This window comes from Kitasatospora sp. NBC_01539 (genome assembly GCF_045040525.1).
Taxonomy (GTDB): domain Bacteria; phylum Actinomycetota; class Actinomycetes; order Streptomycetales; family Streptomycetaceae; genus Kitasatospora.
The window spans coordinates 1,270,963-1,289,219 of the sequence record NZ_CP109390.1 but is presented as its reverse complement, the minus strand read 5'-3'; the positions used below and the strand labels follow the sequence as shown (position 1 = coordinate 1,289,219).

The window sequence follows — 18,257 nt, the reverse complement described above, 5'->3', positions numbered from 1 at the left end:
CGGCAGTCCGAGGTGGCCCGACCCCCGAGCCGGTGAGAGGAAACACCGCGATGAGCGACTTCGAGAAGGTCTTCGTGCCGTCCTACCCCTACGAGGCGGGGCCGGTCCGTGGCCTGCTGAGCCCTTACGAACCCGGCACCCGGACCCTGCCCGCCGGGTTCCGGATCGGCCCGCGGTTCCTGCCGCTCCCGGTCGAGGTCGTCTTCGAGAAGGACGTCCCCGTGACGCTGCGCGACGGCGTGACGATCTACACGGACGTCTTCCGGCCGACAGGAAGCGACCGGGTACCCGTCATCGTGGCGTGGAGCCCGTACGGCAAGAGCGGAGGCACCGCCCCCAGCACCACCTCGCTGTTCGACATGATCGGAGTGGACAACGGCGCGCTGTCCGGTCTTGCGAAGTTCGAGGGGCCGGACCCGGCGTTCTGGTGCGCCAACGGGTACGCGATCTGCAATCCCGATCCCCGGGGCGTGGCGGAGTCCGGCGGCGACAGCCACCTCTGGGACCGGCAGGAGGGCCTCGACTGCCACGACCTCGTCGAGTGGCTCGCCGAGCAGGAGTGGTGCAACGGCAAGGTCGGCATGAGCGGGACGTCGTACCTCGCCGTGTCCCAGTGGTTCACCGCGGCCGAGCAGCCGCCGCACCTCGCCGCGATCAACCCCTGGGAGGGCATCAGCGACGTCTACCGGGATCTCGTACTGCGGGGCGGCATGCCGGACACCGGCTTCACGGAGCGGCTGCAGCACAACTTCGTCGGCGCCAACCGCCGCGAGGACGTCGTCGCCGAAGCGGAGCAGCACCCCCTCTTCGACGAGCTCTGGGAGGAGAAGGTGCCCCGCTTCGACCGGATCACCGTCCCGGCGTACATCGTCGCGAGCTACTCCAACACGCTGCACACCCAGGGGACCTTCCGGGCCTGGCGGCGCATCGCCTCGGAGGAGAAGTGGCTCCGCATCCACGCCACCCAGGAGTGGCCGGACTACTACGACGAGGCGCACCGCGAGGAGCTCCGCCGGTTCTTCGACCACTACCTGAAGGGGGAGGACAACGGCTGGGAGCAGACCCCGCGGGTGCGCTACGCCACGCTCGACCTGCACGGCGTCGACCGCGTCGGCCGGCCCGCGGACACCTTCCCGCCGGACGGCGTCGAGAACACGAGGTTCTACCTCGACGCGGCCTCCCGCACGCTGCGGCGTGAAGCGCCGTCGTCCGGGAGCAGCGCGCGGTACAGCGCCCGGATGCTCCCGGGCCAGGTCTCCTTCGTCGTCGGGTTCGACGAGGAGACGGAGATGGTCGGTTATCCGAAGGCGCACCTCTGGGTCGAGGCGGAGGGCGCGGACGACATGGATCTGTTCGTTCTCGTGCAGAAGCTCGACGCGAACGGGACGCCGCTGCAGCAGTTCACCGTCCCCGCCAGGAGCGCCCTGCTGCAGGACGCCACCGAGCGGAGCGCGTCCGTCCTGCGGTACAAGGGCTCCGACGGGCGTCTGCGCGTCTCCGCCCGCCACCTCGACGACGACCTCAGCACCGACGAGATCCCCGTGCACAGCTTCGATCGGATCGAGAAGCTGGCAGCCGGTGACGTCGCGGAGATCCAGATCGACCTCGCCCCGGTCGGCCTGGTGTTCCACCGCGGCGAGCAGCTGCGACTCGTCATCAGCGCCCACAACCTGCTCGGCGCCATCATGCCCGGCGTCCCGTTCCACGAACCGCAGAACGCGGGGACACACATCGTGCACACCGGCGGAACCCGGGCCTCGTACCTGCAACTGCCGCTCAGAACGGCATGACGGGCGCGGGTCCGCGGACGGCCGCGAGCAGCACCCGCCGCCCGAGCGCCCGTTGCTCCGTGCCACCCGTGCCGATGCGCCCCGGGACCGGCGTCGAACACCGGCCCGGCACCAATGACCGACGTAAGGAAGAGACGATGACTCTCACAGGTGTTCTCGCAGGGCCCGTCGCCGGGTTGAAGTACGAGACCCCCACCTCCTGTGGACTCACCAACGAGCGCGGCGAATTCCGGTACGAGGAGGGCGAACGGATCGCGTTCCTGGTCGGCAACACCTCGATCGGGCACGCCCCCGCGGCACCCCGGCTGCATCTCGCGCAGATCGTCGCACGCGTCGACGGGGACATCGCCAAGCTGAAGGACCCGGGCGTGACGAACATCGCCCGCCTGGTGTTCTCGCTCGGCCGCAGCGGCATCCGGGACAACGGAACCGTCATCGCTCCCGAAGTGCACGACATCGTCGGCGACCGGAGGATCGACTTCCGTCACGACGCCAACTACGCGGGCCCCCATGTGGCCGACAGGATCCAGGCGTTCACCGATGACGAGGTCGTCGTCGGACTCCTCGACGACCTCGACCGGGCCGGGGTCTTCACCGACGCGACGCCACGGCGGTTGTGCACCCCCGCGAACGCCCGCAACGAGCTCCGCCGCAACGCGATGGGCATCCTCCGCTTCCGCGACGTGATGATCCCGCTCCAGAACGGCCGACACGTGTTCGCCGACGTGTTCCGTCCCGCGGAACCCGGAACCTACCCGGTCATCGTCAGCTGCGGACCCTACGGAAAGGCCTTCAACCATCACTCCGTCTGCAGCGAGGCCGACCTGGAACGGCACGAGCAGATGGAGGAGGACTACTTCTCCGGCAACGCCGAGGGTCTGCAGTTCGAGAACCACGAGACCGTCAACACCGCGACGTGGGTGCCCGACGGGTACGCCGTCGTCCGCGTGGACATGCCCGGATCGGGCAGGAGCCCCGGCCAGTTGGCCCCGTGGGGCATCGCCGCGGCCGAGGCGTTCCGCGACGCGATCGAGTGGGCCGGGGTCCAGCCCTGGTCGAACGGCGCGGTCGGCCTCTGGGGCATGTCGTACCTCGCCGTCAGCCAGCACGCCGCTGCGAGCCTGCACCCCCCGCACCTCAAGGCGATGATCGCCATCGGAACCGACGTCGACCTGTACGAGGAGGTCGCCTACAACGGCGGCATCCTCAACGAGCACTTCTTCCCGATGTGGAAGAAGGCCGGGTTCGTACCGGCGATCTGCGGCGAACCCGACATCGCGGACTTCACCCGCATCATGAAGGAGAGCCCCTTCAAGGACTCCGACCCGGACCTCATCTTCGGGCCGCGCGCCGAACTGTTCATGAGCCCGGACCTGAGCGGGGTCACGGTACCGCTGTGGTCCGTCGCCGCCACCACCCATCTCGCCCACTTCCACCAGCTCGGCAGCAGCGAGGCCTACCTCAACACGCCGACCCCCGACAAGAAGCTCGACTTCTGGGAGGACTGGTTCCAGAAGTCCTACGCGGCCGACACCGTCGCCCGGCACAAGGCGTTCTTCGACCACTGGCTCAAGGGCATCGACAACGGGATCATGGACACCCCGCCGGTGCGCCTGGAGATCCGCACCGGCAACGGGGCCTCCTACATCCAGGAGGAGGACGAATGGCCGATCGCCAGAACGGACTACACGAAGTGGTTCTTCGACGCGAACCCGTCGGACTGGGCCGGAGACGCCACCCGCGCCGGCTTCCTGCGGCTCTCGACGACGGAGCCCGCGGCCGAGCAGCGCACGAGCTACTCCGCCGACGCCGAATCGGCGGATCCCCGCACGACCGGTGTCTCGTTCATCAGTGAACCCCTGACGGAGGACTCGGTCGTCGCCGGATACGGCAAGGTCGCGCTGTGGGTGTCGTCCACGAGCGAGGACATGGACATCTACGTCTCGGCGCGCGTCATCGACGAACAGGACCGCGAGGTCGACTTCACCGGCATCACCACGATGAACTACCCGGACCGCATCGCCCCGCTCACCAAGGGATGGCTCAAGGCGTCGCATCGCAAGCTCGACACCGAGCGCTCCACCGATCACACCCCCAAGCACACCCACCTCAAGGGCGACCACGCCCCTCTTCGCGACGGCGAGGTGGTACCGGTCGAGATCGAGCTCATCCCCAACACCGGACTGATCCGAAAGGGCCAGCGCCTGCGAATCGACATCCAGCCCTACGACGGCGTCGCGCACGGCGTGCACCACGCGTACGACGTGAACTACCACGCGGGCGCTGTCAACACCGTTCACACCGGGCCGGGCCACATCGGTTACGTGCAACTCCCGATCGTGCCGCGTCGCCTGACGACGTAGGCACCGAGCAGCGCACGGGACGAGCCGGGGCCGACCCCTCGTGTCAGGTGGCCGGGAGCTCCGGGGGTTCTGGGGGTTCTGGGGGTTCTGGCACCGACCAGCGCCAGGAGCCGGAACGGCAGCCCGGGGCCGGCCTGGCCCACGGTCAGGCCCGGCCACCGGTCGGCGGACGGCTGCCACACCCGCAGCTCGGAGGCGACCCCGGCCGGGAACCCCAAGGGGCCCTGCACGGGGGAGCCGTCGGGTGAACGGGAACGGGACGGCAACCGTCGGGCCCCGAGCCCGCGCCGCGGCGGCCCGGTCGGTGACCGGGCCGCCGCATCCGCTGCCGGACGGGTCAGGAGACGCTGACGGCGCTCCAGGCGGCCGCGACCGCGTTGTACTCGGCGCTGCCGACGCCGTAGAGGTCCTTCGCGGCGTTCAGGGACGCGGTGCGGGCGCCCTTGTAGTCCGTGGTGGACGTCATGTAGACGGTCAGCGCGCGGTACCAGATCCTGGCGGCCTTCTGGTTGCCGATGCCGGTGACGGTGGAGCCGTTGCAGGTCGGGCTGTTGTAGGTGACGCCGTTGATCGTCCGGCTGCCGCTGCCCTCGCTGGCGAGGAAGAACCAGTGGTTGCCGACGCCGGAGGAGTTGTGCACGTCCAGCTGGCCGACCTTCTTGCTCCAGCAGTCGGCGGAGCGGCCGTCCAGCGAGGGCTTGTCGAGCCGGCGCAGCCACGGCGGGGTCGACTGGTCACTGAACAGGTAGTCGGGGGTGTCGACGCTGCTGTTGGCGTACCACTCGACCATGGTGCCGAAGATGTCGCTGGTCGACTCGTTGAGGCCGCCGGACTCGCCGCTGTAGCGGAGGTTGGCGGTCGCGCTGGTGACGCCGTGGGTCATCTCGTGGCCCATGGTGTCGAGGTCGACCTGCTCGGGGTCGGTGGTGCCGTCGCCGTCGCCGGTCATCATGCAGAAGCAGGCGTCGGACCACTGGGCGTTGTCCCAGGCGGTGCCGACGTGCACGAAGACGGTGGCGCCCCTGCCGTCGTTCTTGATGCCGCTCCGGCCGAAGGTGTTCTTGTAGTAGTCGTACGTCCAGGCCGTGTTGGCGTGTGCGTCGACGGCGGCCGTGGCGCGGTCGGAGGAGAACTTCCGGCCGTCGCCCCAGGTGTTGTCGGCGTCGGTGAAGAGCGTTCCGGAGCTCGCCTTCAGGCCGCTCGCCGAGACGTTGCCGGCGTCCCTGGTGATGTGGCCGCGGACCGGGTCGATCAGCGCGTACCGGCCGTCGGACTGCAGGGTGGTGTCGACGGTGACGGTACCGGTGTACTCGGAGCGGCCGGTGCCGGCGGCCTCGTGCTCGGCGTCGAAGTGCTCGATCTCCTCGCCGGTGGTCGCGTCGGTGACGATGACGCGGCCGGAGGGCTGGCCCTGCTTGCCCAGGCCGCTGACGGTGGTCTGCCAGGCCAGGCGGGCGGTGCCGTCGGCGGCCCAGACGACCAGCTGGGGCTGGGAGGTGGCGGAGGATATGCCGGGTGCGGAGGCCAGCGCCTTCGCGGCGGTGGACCGGGCGGGCACGCTCGGCACCGTGGACCTGACGGTCGGATTGTGTCCCTTGGCCCGGGAGGAGTCCTTGAGCCGGCCGTGGGCGTCCTGGTGCACCACCAGGTCGCCGCCGACCACCGGCAGGCCCTGGTACGTGCGGTCGAAGCGGACGTGCTGGCTGCCGTCCGCGTCGATGACGACGTCCTTGACCTGCAGGGCCTGTCCGGCGCCGAAGCCGAAGAGCCCGGCGTTGTGCGAGACGTTGCTCCTGGCGTCGGCGATCGCGGTGTCGCGGCCCGGGACGGCGGTCGCGGTGGCGACCTGGACGCCGGCAGCGACGAGGGCGGCGGTGGCCGCGAGGGCGCCGGCCGTGAGGGTGCGGCGGCGCGGTGAGGAGGAGGGGCTCACTCTGTACTCCAGTCGGTAGCTGCGGGGTGACCGACTGCGAGTTTGGCCGTGAACAGACAAACAGTTCTACGAAACAGTATGGGATTTGACCATTTCGTAGCCGAGGGCCCGGGCGATCCCCATCGAATCCAACCGCACTGAGGGGGTGTCACCCGACCGGTCGGGACGGTGCACGGGGCCGGAGGGCGATCCGCCTCCCCGGACATCGGACGGAACGACCGACGAGCCGGCCCGACGCCCCCGGCACACCGTGGACAACCGGCTGACCGGCGCCTTCGTCAGCCTGCCGACCTCGGCCGGACCGGCGGGCGCCTCGCCCCTCTCACCGCCCTGACCGGCGACAGCATGCGCGACTTCCTCTGCTTCCGGTCCGGCAGACCGCCCGTCAGCCACCGGAGCCGACGAACCGGTCCGTCCCGCCGGCCGAGAACGCATCGGCCCTGGGGCCGGCGTCACCCGGTTCTGCGCCCTGGCCGGGTCGGGTGGGTGCGGCGGCCCGGTCGGGGGGTGTGCGCCTCGGCGGTGACGTGGATTCCGCCGGTCGGGGTGCGGGCAGATCGGGTGGATCTGCCCGCACCGCTCGTGTTCCGTACGTGACCGGTGGGCCTGTCGTTCCCGGGGAGTGGCTGCGGAGGGGATGTGCCGTGCCGGTGGCTATCAGTTCCACGTGGGTGTGGAGAAGAGGTTGGCAGGGTTGTATCCGGTGTGGGGGGCCGGGTGCCACCCGGTGGGTTCGGGCTGGGTGCGGGAGAAGTCGGCGGCGACGAGGGACGCGAGGTGGAAGAAGGAGGCACGCGTGGAGGGCTTCATCTTCGCGAGGTCGACCTCGGCGCCGACGGCCAGGTGATCGTCGTAGGGCACGGTCAGGACGGCGCGGCAGCGGGCGCGGAAGTGCGCGACGATGTCCTCGACCTTGACGGCCCTGCTGGGCCTGCGGGCCTCGGAGACGACGGTGATGCTGCGCTGGACGAGGTCGCCGTAGCCGTGGGCCATGAGCCAGTCGATGGTGGTGCTGGCACTGCTCGCGCCGTCGATGCTGGGGGTTGCGACGACGATGAGCTGGTCCGCGAGGTCGAGGACGCCACTCATGGTGCTGTGGAGCAGGCCGGTGCCGGAGTCGGTGAGGATGATCGGGTAGTGCTGCCCGAGGCAGTCGACCACGCGGCGGTAGTCGTCGTCGTTGAAGGCCGTGGAGAAGGTCGGGTCGACGTCGTTGGCGAGGACCTCCAGGCCGGACGGCGCTTGGGAGGTGTAGCGGCGCACGGCCATGTAGTTGGTGAGGTTGGGGATCTCGCCTGCCAGGTCGCGGACGGTGGCGGCGGTCTCGCGGTGGACCCGCCGGGCGAGGGTGCCGGCATCCGGGTTCGCGTCGACCGCGATCACCCTGTCCTGGCGTTCGGCGGCAAGGGTCGCACCGAGGGCGACCGTGGTCGTGGTCTTGCCCACCCCGCCCTTGAGACTGATCACGGCGATCCTGTAGCAGTTCACCACCGGGGTGCGGATCAGGGCCGTCTTGCGCAGGCGTTCCCGTTCGGCCGCCCGCCCGCCGACCTTCAGCCAGTTCAGGCCCCGCCGGTCCTCGGGGCGGGTGCGCAGCAGGTTGCCGGACGTCAGCTCCGCCGTTCCGTACCCGAGTCCGCCGTGGCCTGTCCGCTCCTGAGCCGCCCACGGCGCGCCGCTGCGGGCGGTGGCCGGACGCGGGTGCAGCGGATGGGTGGTTGGGGTGTAGGGCATGCGTTGGTTCGCGGCGTAGGGGTCGGAGGTCGGAGCCGGCCGGCTGTGGGGCCGGGTTTCGGGCGGCGTGGCAGGTGCGTAGGGGCTGTGGGCGGCCAGCACCTGGTCCAGCGGCCGGCCCATCGCGGCCGGATCGTAGGGCGCGGCCGACCGTGCGGCCGCCGGTTGTGAGGCGTGTGGTTGGTGCACCGGTGGGGGAGCGGCCGGCGTGGGCAGGTCCGTCGGCGGCAGGGGGTCGGAGTAGCCGGCGTGGGCCGGCTCCGCCATCGCCGGGGTGCCGATGTGGTGGCTGTGCTCCTGTGTCATGGGCTGCGGTTCCTTACGAAGGGCTGAAGATCCGTTGGTGCAGAGTGCGAGCGGGCGCGGGGACGCGGATGTGCCGGACGGCGACACCCGGTGCTCGGCGACATCCTGCGGGGGCCAGGTGGCCCGGGAGTGGGTCTGGCGGTGCTCCGGTCCTGGCGGGACGACCGGGGCGTGCCGGGCCGGTGCTTCGATCCGGCCGGCCGGCCGCGGGTCCGGGTGAAGCGGCCCCGGAGGCCGGTCTGCAGCCACCAGCATCCCGTTGTCGCTGATGGTCAGTCCCAGGTCGGAGAACTGGTCGTCCGTCAGGAGCTGTTTCCTGTCCCGAAGGCCGGTCTTCTGTTGTCGGGCCGCGGTGCGCCAACTGCCGTGGAGCAGGTGCGTCGGGAAGGCGTTCCCCGATCGCTGGGCGGCTTCCACCGCCCGCTGGACCTCCGGCGGCACCTCGATCCGGCTGCGGAGCCGGTAGTTCCCGGTCTCGAGGTCATCGGCGCGTTGCACCTGGATCCGCAGCGGCCCGAGGAACGAATAGCGCTGGGATTCGGCGTACTCGCGGACCTTGCCGGCCAGTTCCCGGCTGAGTACACCCAGGTGCGGGCGGTGCGGCTCATGGTCGGTCGGGCTGAGCTCGACGATGAACCCGTTGGGCACAACCGTGCTGTCCCGGTCCCAGACCCTGGCATTGACATCGCACTCGCGTCGTAAGGCGCCGATGATCTCCACCGGGTGCACCTGCGACTTGAAAACCTTCGAGAAAGCGCTGTTGACCAACGATTCCAGGCGTTGCTCGATCTTGTTCAGGGGGGTCACAGGTAGTCCTTCGGAGTCGATCATCCTTCTGTGTGGCCATATGAACGGACATGAGTCCTAGGAATAGATCCAGGAGAGGCGAAGCGGCGCCACGGCGACGCGTGTCCCCGCGGATTCACCACATCGATCACATTGCCCCGACAGCGCCACCCGAGCGCACGACCTGACGCAAACGGGTTCAGGGCCCGCGGCGCCAGGACGCTGCCGACAAAACGCGACACAAACGATGCAGGTTGCAGCACCGCGACACCCGACACCCGTCCAAGAGCACGGAACGGTCGGCCGCACCTGCGATCGGCGGCCCGCCCGGACAGCTCAGGGCCATATGGAGCACACGGGCGCGAATCGATGCGCAGCCGCGCTCGTGCGTCGGATGGCACCGCCGTCGACCACCGACACGGCCAGTGGGCCGGACGCTCGTCCCCGACGCCCGGCGGGCGGCGGCGAGCGCCTTGAGCAGATGGATCGCTCCAGCTGCGCCGCCCGGCCGGTTCGGTGCTGAACGCCGAGGCTTCCGACCGCCAGGGCTGCGTATAACTCGCCGACGGCGTCCCGCTGTCGGCGCTCTCCAGTCCTTCGACGCCCGGGCCGCCATTGCCGTCGGCGTGGCGCACCCGGCGGCTGTCCGGCTGAGGAACGGGATGGTCGTGCCGTGTCCGGGGGCTGCGGCCGCCGATCTGCTGTCGACCCGGCCCGGGCCCGCGACACCGCCGCCCGGCCCGGGGCGTGAAGGAGCCCGGAGCCGACCAGCCGTTACACCGCCGTTCGGGACTCCTCGGTGATGGCCGTGGCGATCTTCCCCGGTGCCACCTGGCTCGCCGTCACCGGCTGCTGTTCCGGCAGGACTTCGATGTCCTGCCCGGCCACCGGGTCACGTCCTCCACACCGGTCGGCCCGACAACGTCACCTCTCCTCCGCTGAACACCCCCTCGAAGCTCTGCCCGTGAAAGCGTGGCGAGATCAGGTGATACCTGAGGTTGCCCGCCAGGATGTGCCCCAGTCTGTCGGCGTACTCCGCCCGTTCCGGCCTCACCGCCGCGCGCTTCCGCGCCTCCCGGAACTCCGCCTCCGTCTCCTCGATCACCTCGACCAGCCGGTCGACGGCGCCCTGGAGCGACAGGTCGTGAAGACTCTTCAGCACTGTCACGGCCTGAACCGGGGCGGGCTTTCCGTCCCGGTGCTCGTGCTCCTTCCGGAACGAGTACAGGTCGTTGACCAGGCAGCAATGCCGGGCCGTCAGCCGGTCCAGTTCCCGACGCTCCGTCGAGTCCCACCACTCGGTCGCCAGCGGGGCCGACAGCATCGACGGCACGGCCGCCACGAACAGGGGGACACCGAAGTTGGTCTGCCGGTACTCCACGTACTCCTCCAGCCCCATGCGGGGCGACGCAATGGCGTCCTTCTCCTGGAACTGCGCCATGGCCATCTGAGCGGTCCGGCGCAGAAAGTACCGCCCCTGAGCCGGGGCCATCGTCAGCGCGATGTTCCGGGCCGCATGCAGGTAGAACCGTGGCAGTCCGTCGCCCCAGCCGTCCGGCGGGACCTCCTCCGGATCCGGGGCGTGCGACAGCCTCAGGAGGCACTGCGCCATGCGTCCCCAGACGGCCTCCGCGCCGCCCGCGTCCGCGGTCGAGAACAGCACCTCCTGCCTGTTCTCGGCGACCGTGTACAGGGCGTTGAAGCGGCACCACAGAGTCAGCAACTCCGTTCCGACGTCCGGGAAGCACAGTGCCGCCCACGTGGTGTAGTTGTCGGCCCTCACGGGCACCGGAACGCGCTTGTCGTCGCTGAACAGTCCGAAGGCCCATGCGTTCGCCTCGGCATCCAACCCGGGTGTGTGATGGGGGTTGATCTGCCAGGGCACCCCGGTACGCAGACGAGGGATGGTGTACGACTGCACGGCTTGTCTCCTTGACGCCCGGAGGTTCGGTTCCACGCCTGTGTTCCTGTCCCCGGCCCCGGGCCGGTCGGCTGCGCGAGCGGAAGGCCGGGTGCGCCACCGGCGGCCGCGGTCGCCAGGATTCCCCGGGACGGCCGCGCCGTTCAGGGCCACGGACGGCCTGTCGACCCGCTGGACCACCTGGTCGTGTTCAGCGGTCCCGCACCGTCGCCGCGAAGCCCCCGCCCGCATCACGACAGGACGGGCGGCGCGACGGCCTCGAAGGAGGCGATCTGCGGAGGCAGGCCTGGTCGGCGTCCGTGGCCGGGGTGCGGTCACTCCACTTCGAAGGCATCCGATGTCTCCTGTCGCCATGGCCATTCCGAGGTGGGCGGCTCGCGGGCCCCGTCCGGGCGCACCCGGGAGAGCGGGACGTTCCGGGAACGGGCTGCGTGCTTCCGGCTTCGGAGGCGACCTGCCGGACCGGCGGTCGGGTCATCCCTATTCGGCCATGTCCCTGCGAATCATGACAGATCGTCAACCTCTGGTCGTGCCGTCGGATGGCTCGGGACACGGCAGGGCGGGATCCCGGCGCCCGGGAGGCCCACGGCCGGCGAACGGACCGGAACGGCCCTGGCGCACCCGAAGGCGCGTTCGTGGGCCTCGTCCTCCTCACCGCGCCGGTCCGGCGCGACGGCGACGGCCCGTCCGACCCGCAGGCGCCGGGCCGGGCGGCGGGGACACGCGGCTGCGGGCCTGCGAAGGGCACAGCTCAGACGGGACCGCCGTCGTACGTCCCGTAGTAGGCGGTGTACGCGTCCCGGTAGTCGGCGTCCGCGGTGTCGTGCTTCTCCGGGTCGTACTCGGGCCCGTTCCTGATCCCGTCCTTGGTGCGGTCGACGTGGACCGTCCGCTCGCCCTGCTCGACGCGCACCACGGTGCCGGCCGGGAGCAGGACGTGCCTGCCGAAGATCCACGGCCCGGTGCCGACCACCAGGTGCTGCGAGCCGACCTCCTCCGACAGCCGGTCGACCTTGCCGATGCGCCCGTCTGCAGCCTCCACGTGGAAGCCGACCAGGTCCGTGCCCGGGACGTGGCCGGACGTGCTGCGGAACTCCCGGATCTCGATGCCGCTCACGGCGCCTCCCTCACATCGTGGCACCGCGCGGGCCGCTCCCGCCGTGGTGCGCTCCGTGGCCTGCCTGCCCTGGGCCCGGTGGGTCACACCCCGTCAACGGGCCGGCTGCTCCCACCACCGTGCGCAGGCGACCGGCCCTCGGACGCCCGGTGCATCACCTGCGGGTCGCCGTCCCGCAGGTCGAGGCCGAACGGCAGCGGTTCGGTGTGGACGATGCCCAGCCGCTGGGTCGCCCTGGTCAGTGCGACGTACAGCTCGTTGGCCCCGAAGCGGGAGGGCTCGACCACGAGCACGGTGTCGAACTCCAGTCCCTTGGCCTGGGCCGGGGCGAGCAGCACGACCGGCCGGGTCAGGTCCGGCCGGGCACCGTGTGCGGCGTCCGGGAGCGCGGCCGCCATCGCGCCGAGGTGCTCGTGCGGTGCGATGACGGCGAGGCGGCGCTTCTCGTCGCCGTCCCCGACGGTCTGCCGGGCCACGGCCGCCGCCACCGCGCCGGGCAGGTCGTCGGTCTGCACCGCCCACGGGCGCACGCCCGTCGTACGCACCGAGCGCGGCGGCACGAACGTCGGGTCCGAGGCGCGCGGCACCGCGGCCGCCACCTCCATGATCTCCGCCGGGGTGCGGTAGTTGACGTCCAGCACGACGTGCTGCCAGCGGTCCTGGACGTGCGGGGCCAGCGCGGCCGCCCAGCTGCCGCAGCCACCGGGCTCGCTGGTCTGTGCCGGGTCGCCGACGAGCGTCATCGAGCGGGTGGGGCAGCGGCGCATCAGCAGCCGCCAGGCCATGGGCGACAGCTCCTGTGCCTCGTCGACGATGACGTGGCCGAAGGCCCAGTTCCGGTCGGCGGCCGCGCGTTCGGCGGCGGTGCGGTGGTCCGCCTCCTCCTGGCGGTCGGCCAGCCGTTCGGCGTCGATCAGGTCGTGGGCGCCGAGCCGCTCGGAATCCTCGTCGCCGCGGTCCTCGAACTCCTGTGTGCGCGAGCCGTAGGACAGGTCCAGCACGCCCTGCGCGTAGGCGATCCGCTCCTGCCGGCGGGCCTCCTCGGCGGCGAGCCGCGCGGCGTCGTCCTCGCCGAGCAGTTCCGCGGCTTCGTCCAGCAGCGCAACGTCGGCCGGTGTCCACTCCCACCGGGCGGGCCTCTCCGGGCGGGAGAGCGGATCGCGCCGGACGGCTTCCGCGTCGGCGGGGGAGAGGTGCGTGGGCTCGGCGAGGTAGTCGAGGAGGAAGCGCTCCGGGGTGAGCGGCGGCCACAGCCGGTCGATCGCGGCGTGGACGTCGGGGCTGGCCGCGATCGCCTTGCCCAGCAGCGCCCGGTCGTCCGGGCCGAGGAGGTTCGGGCCGCCGTAGGGGTCGTGGCCGATCCGTTCGACCAGCTGTTCGGTCAGGGCGTCGATGACGGCGAAGGCGAAGTGCGGGCGGGCCAGGTTGTGCGGCAGCAGGGTCGTGCGGGCGTGCTCGCGTGCGGCGGCGGCGATCTCCCGGTCCAGCACCAGCACGCCGTCCTCGTGGCCTATCACCAGCGCGGGGTCGGGCAGGGCCTGCAGGTCGGACAGGTGGGCGGCGAGCGCCTCGGCCATCACCGCCCGGCCCTTGACGACGGCGGCGGCCGCCGTGTCGGTGCCGGTGGCGCGGACCCCGGGGAAGAGCTCGGCGGGAGTGGCCAGCAGCACGCCGGTCTCGCCGAGGGACGGCAGCACGTGGCCGATGTAGGCGAGGAAGGCGGGGTTCGGGCCGACGATCAGCACCGCCCGCCGCGCGAGCAGCTCGCGCTGGGCGTAGAGCAGGTAGGCGGCGCGGTGGAGGGCCACCGCAGTCTTGCCGGTGCCGGGGCCGCCCTCGACCACGAACACGCCTTGGTGCGGGGCGCGGATGATCCTGTCCTGGTCGGCCTGGATGGTCTGCACGATGTCGTGCATCCGGCCGGTGCGGGCCGCGTCCAGTGCGGCGAGCAGCACCGCGTCGGCGTCCGGGCCCTCGTGGCCGGTGCGCTCGCTGTCGTCGAGGTCGAGGATCTCGTCGTGCAGCGCGGTGACGCGGTTGCGTACGGAGGCGATGTGGCGTCGGCGCCGCAGGCCCATCGGTTCGAAGCCGGTGGCGAGGTAGAAGGGCCGTGCGCGTTCGGCCCGCCAGTCGATGACCAGCGGCGTGCGTTCGGCGTCGTCGGCACGGATGCCGATGCGCCCGACGTGGTGGTCGGTGCCGTCCCGGAACAGCAGGTGGCCGAAGCAGAGCCCGTGCTCGCCCGACGCGTAGGCGGCGACCAGCTCCGAGTTCTCGACGACGACGACATCGCGTTCGAGGATCGTCTGGGCGTTCGTCACCTCCTGCGCCAGCGCTGCCCGAACGGCCTGTTCGGCCCGGCCTTCGAGCGCGGCCAGCCGTAGGCGGAGCAGGTCGATGAATTCCTGCTCCCGAACCATTTCTTCGTTTGACATTCCGTTTCCGCCCGCATATACTGAAACCGTAAGCTGCCGTTCCCGCCGAAAAAGAATACCGGGCGAGAACTTCTCAATATATGAGGCAATTCTCCGGGACGCCAGTCCCGGATTTTTTTGTTTCTCAGCCCTGCCGGCTTCATGGGCCGGATCGACTTCGGCGGCATGCCCCCGCACATGGTCAACGACTCCATCTCCGGTTCGCGGACCTCACGGCGCAGGGCCTCGTACTCGACCGCCGGCGCCGGCCATCGGCACCGCGGCGGGCGTCAGCTCTCCGGGGTCGACGTCCTCACCCGGCCACGTCCACGACCTCGATCACCCGGTGACAGCCGGGTCGGTGGCGGTGGTGGCGGTGGTGGCGGCTGGAGCGGTGAGTCGGCTCCGCGCCATCGTCGGCAGGAGCTGCTTCCAGGCGAACTCGCCGCCGGCCGCCTCCATCACCGCCCAGGGGTCCCAGAAGTCGCGGAAGAGGGCGATCCGGCCCTGCTCGTACCGCACCACCGACAGGTAGGTCTGGTGGTACCGCCCCCCGGTGGCGATCAGCGTGCACGTTCCGGTGAAGGCCGCGACGACCAGACCGTCCTCGGTGGCGGTGTAGAACTCGGGCTCGGAGAAGTCGACCTTCAGCTGGTCACGGAACACCGTCATCTGGGTGAGCAGCGCTTCCCGGCCCTGCATCCGGGCGGGAAGGCCCCACGCGGGGTACGGGAACTCGAGGACGCCGTCCTCGGTGAAGCCGTCGATCCACTCCTCGATCCTCCCTTCCGACAGGAGGCCCAGGCCGTACGTGAACAGGTCCTTCAGCTGCTGCGGCGTGGTCATGCGGATCCTTCCCTCGCGGTGTGGTGGTGCCGGTCGCGCGGGCCGTGGTCAGCGAGCGGGCGTGACGATGCCGGCGAGGATCCGGTCGATCGCCCGGTCGGGCAGCAGCCTGGCCAGGAGGCGGCTGCCGACGGCGTCCCGGCCGACGCCGTAGCGGGTCCTCGGCCGCTCGGCGACCAGGGCCCGGAAGACGACCCGGGCGATGTCGTCGGTGGTCGTGCGGCTGGTCCGGGCCTGGGTCTCGTTGGCCGCCACGAACGGCGGGAACGTGTCGCGATAGAGCTCCCGGACCGTCGCCGGGGCGCTCCCCAGCGCCCGGTCGGCCGTCTCGCGCATCTTGTCCCAGATCGGGGTCGGTACGGCGCCCGGCTGGACCACCGACACGGGGATCCGTTGCGGGGCGAGCTCGCGGCGCAGCGCGTCGCTGAGCGCCTCCTTGGCGAACTGGGCGGCGGCGTAGGCGCCGAGGTAGGGAATCGCGATGTTCCCGAGGCCCGAGGTCACGTTGACGATCCGTCCGGCGCCGACTCGCAGCAGCGGCAGGAATCCCTGGATCATCAGCAGTTGGCCCGTGACGTTGGTGTCCAGCTGGCGGCGCATGAGCTCGGCGGGCACGCACTCGAGCGGAGCGGTGACGGCGATGCCCGCGTTGTTGACCAGCCCCCACAGCCCGGCTCCGCCGGTCAGTTCGGTGACCTCGTGCACGGCTGCCTGGACCGACTTCTCGTCCGTCACGTCGACGGCCACCGGGGTCAGCCGTCCGGTGGCGGTCCTGCGGAGCCGTTCGCCGTCCTCGGGACGGCGGATCCCGGCGAGGACGTGGAAACCCACCCGCGAGAGCTGGAGTGCGCACGCCTCCCCGAGGCCCGAGGAGGCTCCGGTGACGACGACGGCGCGGCCTGCGGGCGGCGTCGGGCCCGACGATTTCGACACGTGCTTCCTCCGGGTTCGGGGCGTGGAGGCGGACGGGGTGTGTGCCGCGATCCGTCGGCGGGCCGTTCCAACCCCTGCGCGGGTGGAGCCAGGGGTCCGTTCCCGGCCGTGTCCCACAGTAGGGGGCGGTGGTGGAAGGATCGGGGACGAACTCGCACAGAAGGGGCGGCCTGTTGGCTGATCGCACTCCGCGGCCCGGCAGGTCCGCGGCCGCCCGGCCGGAGCCGGCGAGTCCCGCCGGGCGTGCTCGGAGGGCGGGTCGGCGCGGCCAATGAGGTGAACAACGCGGCGGGCCCCGCCTGTCGGATTGTGCACAAACGACAGGCTGGTCATGGTGGTTCCAACACCCCCTTCGTCCCCGAGGAGGAGACATGGCAACTGCGACGCAGGACGTCATCACCGCCAAGCTTGAGCGCACGTTCGACACCATGGACGCCAACCACGACAGCTACGTGGACTGGACGGACTACCAGAAGCTCGCCGACCGTTACATCCAGGCCTACCAGCTCGACAAGAACGACCGCCGGGCCAGGGCACTCCAGACCTTCTGCCAGATCTACTGGCTGGAGCTGCTGCGTCACGCGGGCGTGGAGGCCGACCGGCTCACGAAGGAGCAGTTCGTCACGGCCAACCGCCTCGCGGTCGTCGACACCAGCCGGCTGAACGTGACCGAGGGTGGCGGCCACGCGATCTTCGACGTCATCGACGTCAACGGCGACAACGAGATCAGCAAGGACGAGTTCGCCCGGTTCCTGAGGGACGTGTGGAAGACCGACGCGCCCGACGCGATGGACACGTTCACCAAGCTGGACACCGACGGGGACGGCGCGATCTCGCGCCAGGAGTTCATCCGCGCGGTGCGCGAGCACTTCCTCTCGAACGACCCGGACGCACCGGGCAGCCTGTTCTTCGGGCACGTCTGAGCGGACCCGTGCGGAGCGGGCGCTGCCGCCGCACCCCGGCCGGCTCCGGCGGACGGAACGTCAGGTCGTCCGCGTAGCGGATGATCCGTGATCCCCGCCCGCCCCGCTCCCGGACCGGACCCCGGTCACCACCCACCCGCCGGTGGCAACGCGTGCGTCCCGGCGGGTGGGTGACGTCCGTGCCCCGAAGGGACGCGGCCGTGATCCACCCGCTCCGCCCTGCCCGATCCCTCTGCAGACAACCCGTGCGTTTCCCTGCCCACTCCTCGCCGTGCACCCCGCGGGACGGACCGCCAGGCCCCGGCGGATCCCGGCAGGCGGCTCGACCAACCGTGAAAGGCCATCCGATGCTGACGCAACACCCCCACACGTCCCGCGACGTGGGGACGTTCTACAACCGCCACACGGACGTGTACGACAGCGCGCTCGGCGGCAACATCCACGTCGGTTACTGGGACGACGAAGCCGACGACAGCCCCATGCGCGCGGCGACCGACCGGCTGACGGACCTCGTCACCGAACGCCTCGCCCCGGCCGAGGGGCAGCACCTGATCGACGTGGGGTGCGGCCACGGGAGCACCGCCGCACGCATCGCCGCCCACCACGCCGTGCGGATCACCGGTGTCAGCGTCAGCGACTACCAGGTCGAGCTGGCCAACAGCCGCCCGCAGTCGGCGGACCTGCCCGGACGGGCCACCTTCCGTCTGGCCGACGCGATGGAACTGCCTTTCCCGGACGAGTCCTTCGACGGCGCCTACGCCATCGAGTCCCTGATGCACATGAAGGACAAGGAAGCGGCCCTCGGCCACATCGCACGGGTGCTGCGCCCCGGTGGACGGCTGGTCATCGCCGAGCACCACCTCGACGGCGAGCTCGACCACCCGGATGCCGACCGTACGGCGGAAGCCCACGCGTTCTTCAAGTTCGCGCTGACCACCGACCTGTACCGGCAGCTGCTGCGGGAGGCCGGGCTGGAGGTGGTGGACCACACCGACATCACCGAGAACGTCCGGCGCTCCTACGACAGCATGACCCGCGCCTGGCGGGACGCCGCACGCGGCGACACCGACGGCGAGGCGGCACGCGAGTGGGAGAGGGCGGCCGACCTGGGTGCGTGGTACTTCGCGCTTCCCCAGCTCCGCTACGGGCTCCTGACCGCCGTCCGTCCCTGAGTCCCGACCAGTGCCGTCG

The 18,257-nt window shown here is 71.0% G+C and carries 11 protein-coding genes; 4 read left to right on the top strand and 7 right to left on the bottom strand.

The annotated features are described in order from the left end of the window. The first annotated feature begins 50 nt into the window (after positions 1–50). Positions 51–1,790 (top strand): CocE/NonD family hydrolase, encoded by a 1,740-nt coding sequence (locus OG335_RS05495; RefSeq protein ID WP_405009856.1) that lies wholly within the window; start codon positions 51–53, stop codon positions 1,788–1,790. Positions 1,791–1,927: 137 nt separating this feature from the next. After that, the gene (locus tag OG335_RS05490) at positions 1,928–4,153 is read left to right on the top strand and encodes a CocE/NonD family hydrolase (RefSeq protein WP_405009855.1); all 2,226 of its coding nucleotides are present in this window, start codon (positions 1,928–1,930) and stop codon (positions 4,151–4,153) included. Positions 4,154–4,490: 337 nt separating this feature from the next. On the opposite strand, the gene OG335_RS05485 is transcribed toward OG335_RS05490, so the two are convergent. The 7 genes from OG335_RS05485 to OG335_RS05455 all read right to left on the bottom strand — a co-directional run bounded on the left by OG335_RS05485 (position 4,491) and on the right by OG335_RS05455 (position 16,143). Continuing rightward, complete coding sequence (locus OG335_RS05485; protein WP_405009854.1) at positions 4,491–6,086, bottom strand: M4 family metallopeptidase; 1,596 nt, start codon at positions 6,084–6,086, stop codon at positions 4,491–4,493. 657 nt (positions 6,087–6,743) lie between these two features. Next, positions 6,744–8,933: an FhaA domain-containing protein gene (locus OG335_RS05480; protein ID WP_405009853.1), complete on the bottom strand. Its 2,190-nt coding sequence runs from the start codon at positions 8,931–8,933 to the stop codon at positions 6,744–6,746. Between the two features lie 871 nt (positions 8,934–9,804). Then, the gene (locus OG335_RS05475; protein WP_405009852.1) at positions 9,805–10,833 is read right to left on the bottom strand and encodes a terpene synthase family protein; all 1,029 of its coding nucleotides are present in this window, start codon (positions 10,831–10,833) and stop codon (positions 9,805–9,807) included. A 751-nt stretch (positions 10,834–11,584) separates the two neighbouring features. Continuing rightward, the gene (locus tag OG335_RS05470) at positions 11,585–11,950 is read right to left on the bottom strand and encodes a PRC-barrel domain containing protein (RefSeq protein WP_405009851.1); all 366 of its coding nucleotides are present in this window, start codon (positions 11,948–11,950) and stop codon (positions 11,585–11,587) included. Positions 11,951–12,033: 83 nt separating this feature from the next. Continuing rightward, on the bottom strand, positions 12,034–14,370 hold the full coding sequence (locus OG335_RS05465; RefSeq protein WP_405015317.1) for a HelD family protein: 2,337 nt from the start codon (positions 14,368–14,370) through the stop codon (positions 12,034–12,036). Positions 14,371–14,703: 333 nt separating this feature from the next. Beyond that, a complete protein-coding gene (locus tag OG335_RS05460; protein WP_405009850.1) occupies positions 14,704–15,210 on the bottom strand; it encodes a nuclear transport factor 2 family protein in 507 nt (168 codons plus the stop codon). A 48-nt stretch (positions 15,211–15,258) separates the two neighbouring features. Next, positions 15,259–16,143 (bottom strand): SDR family NAD(P)-dependent oxidoreductase, encoded by an 885-nt coding sequence (locus tag OG335_RS05455; RefSeq protein WP_405009849.1) that lies wholly within the window; start codon positions 16,141–16,143, stop codon positions 15,259–15,261. Positions 16,144–16,514: 371 nt separating this feature from the next. On the opposite strand from OG335_RS05455, the gene OG335_RS05450 reads away from it, so the two are divergent. Together OG335_RS05450 and OG335_RS05445 are read left to right on the top strand one after the other, a co-directional pair. After that, complete coding sequence (locus OG335_RS05450) at positions 16,515–17,066, top strand: EF-hand domain-containing protein (RefSeq protein WP_405009848.1); 552 nt, start codon at positions 16,515–16,517, stop codon at positions 17,064–17,066. A gap of 347 nt (positions 17,067–17,413) precedes the next feature. Continuing rightward, a complete protein-coding gene (locus tag OG335_RS05445; RefSeq protein WP_405009847.1) occupies positions 17,414–18,238 on the top strand; it encodes an SAM-dependent methyltransferase in 825 nt (274 codons plus the stop codon). Positions 18,239–18,257 lie beyond the last annotated feature (19 nt).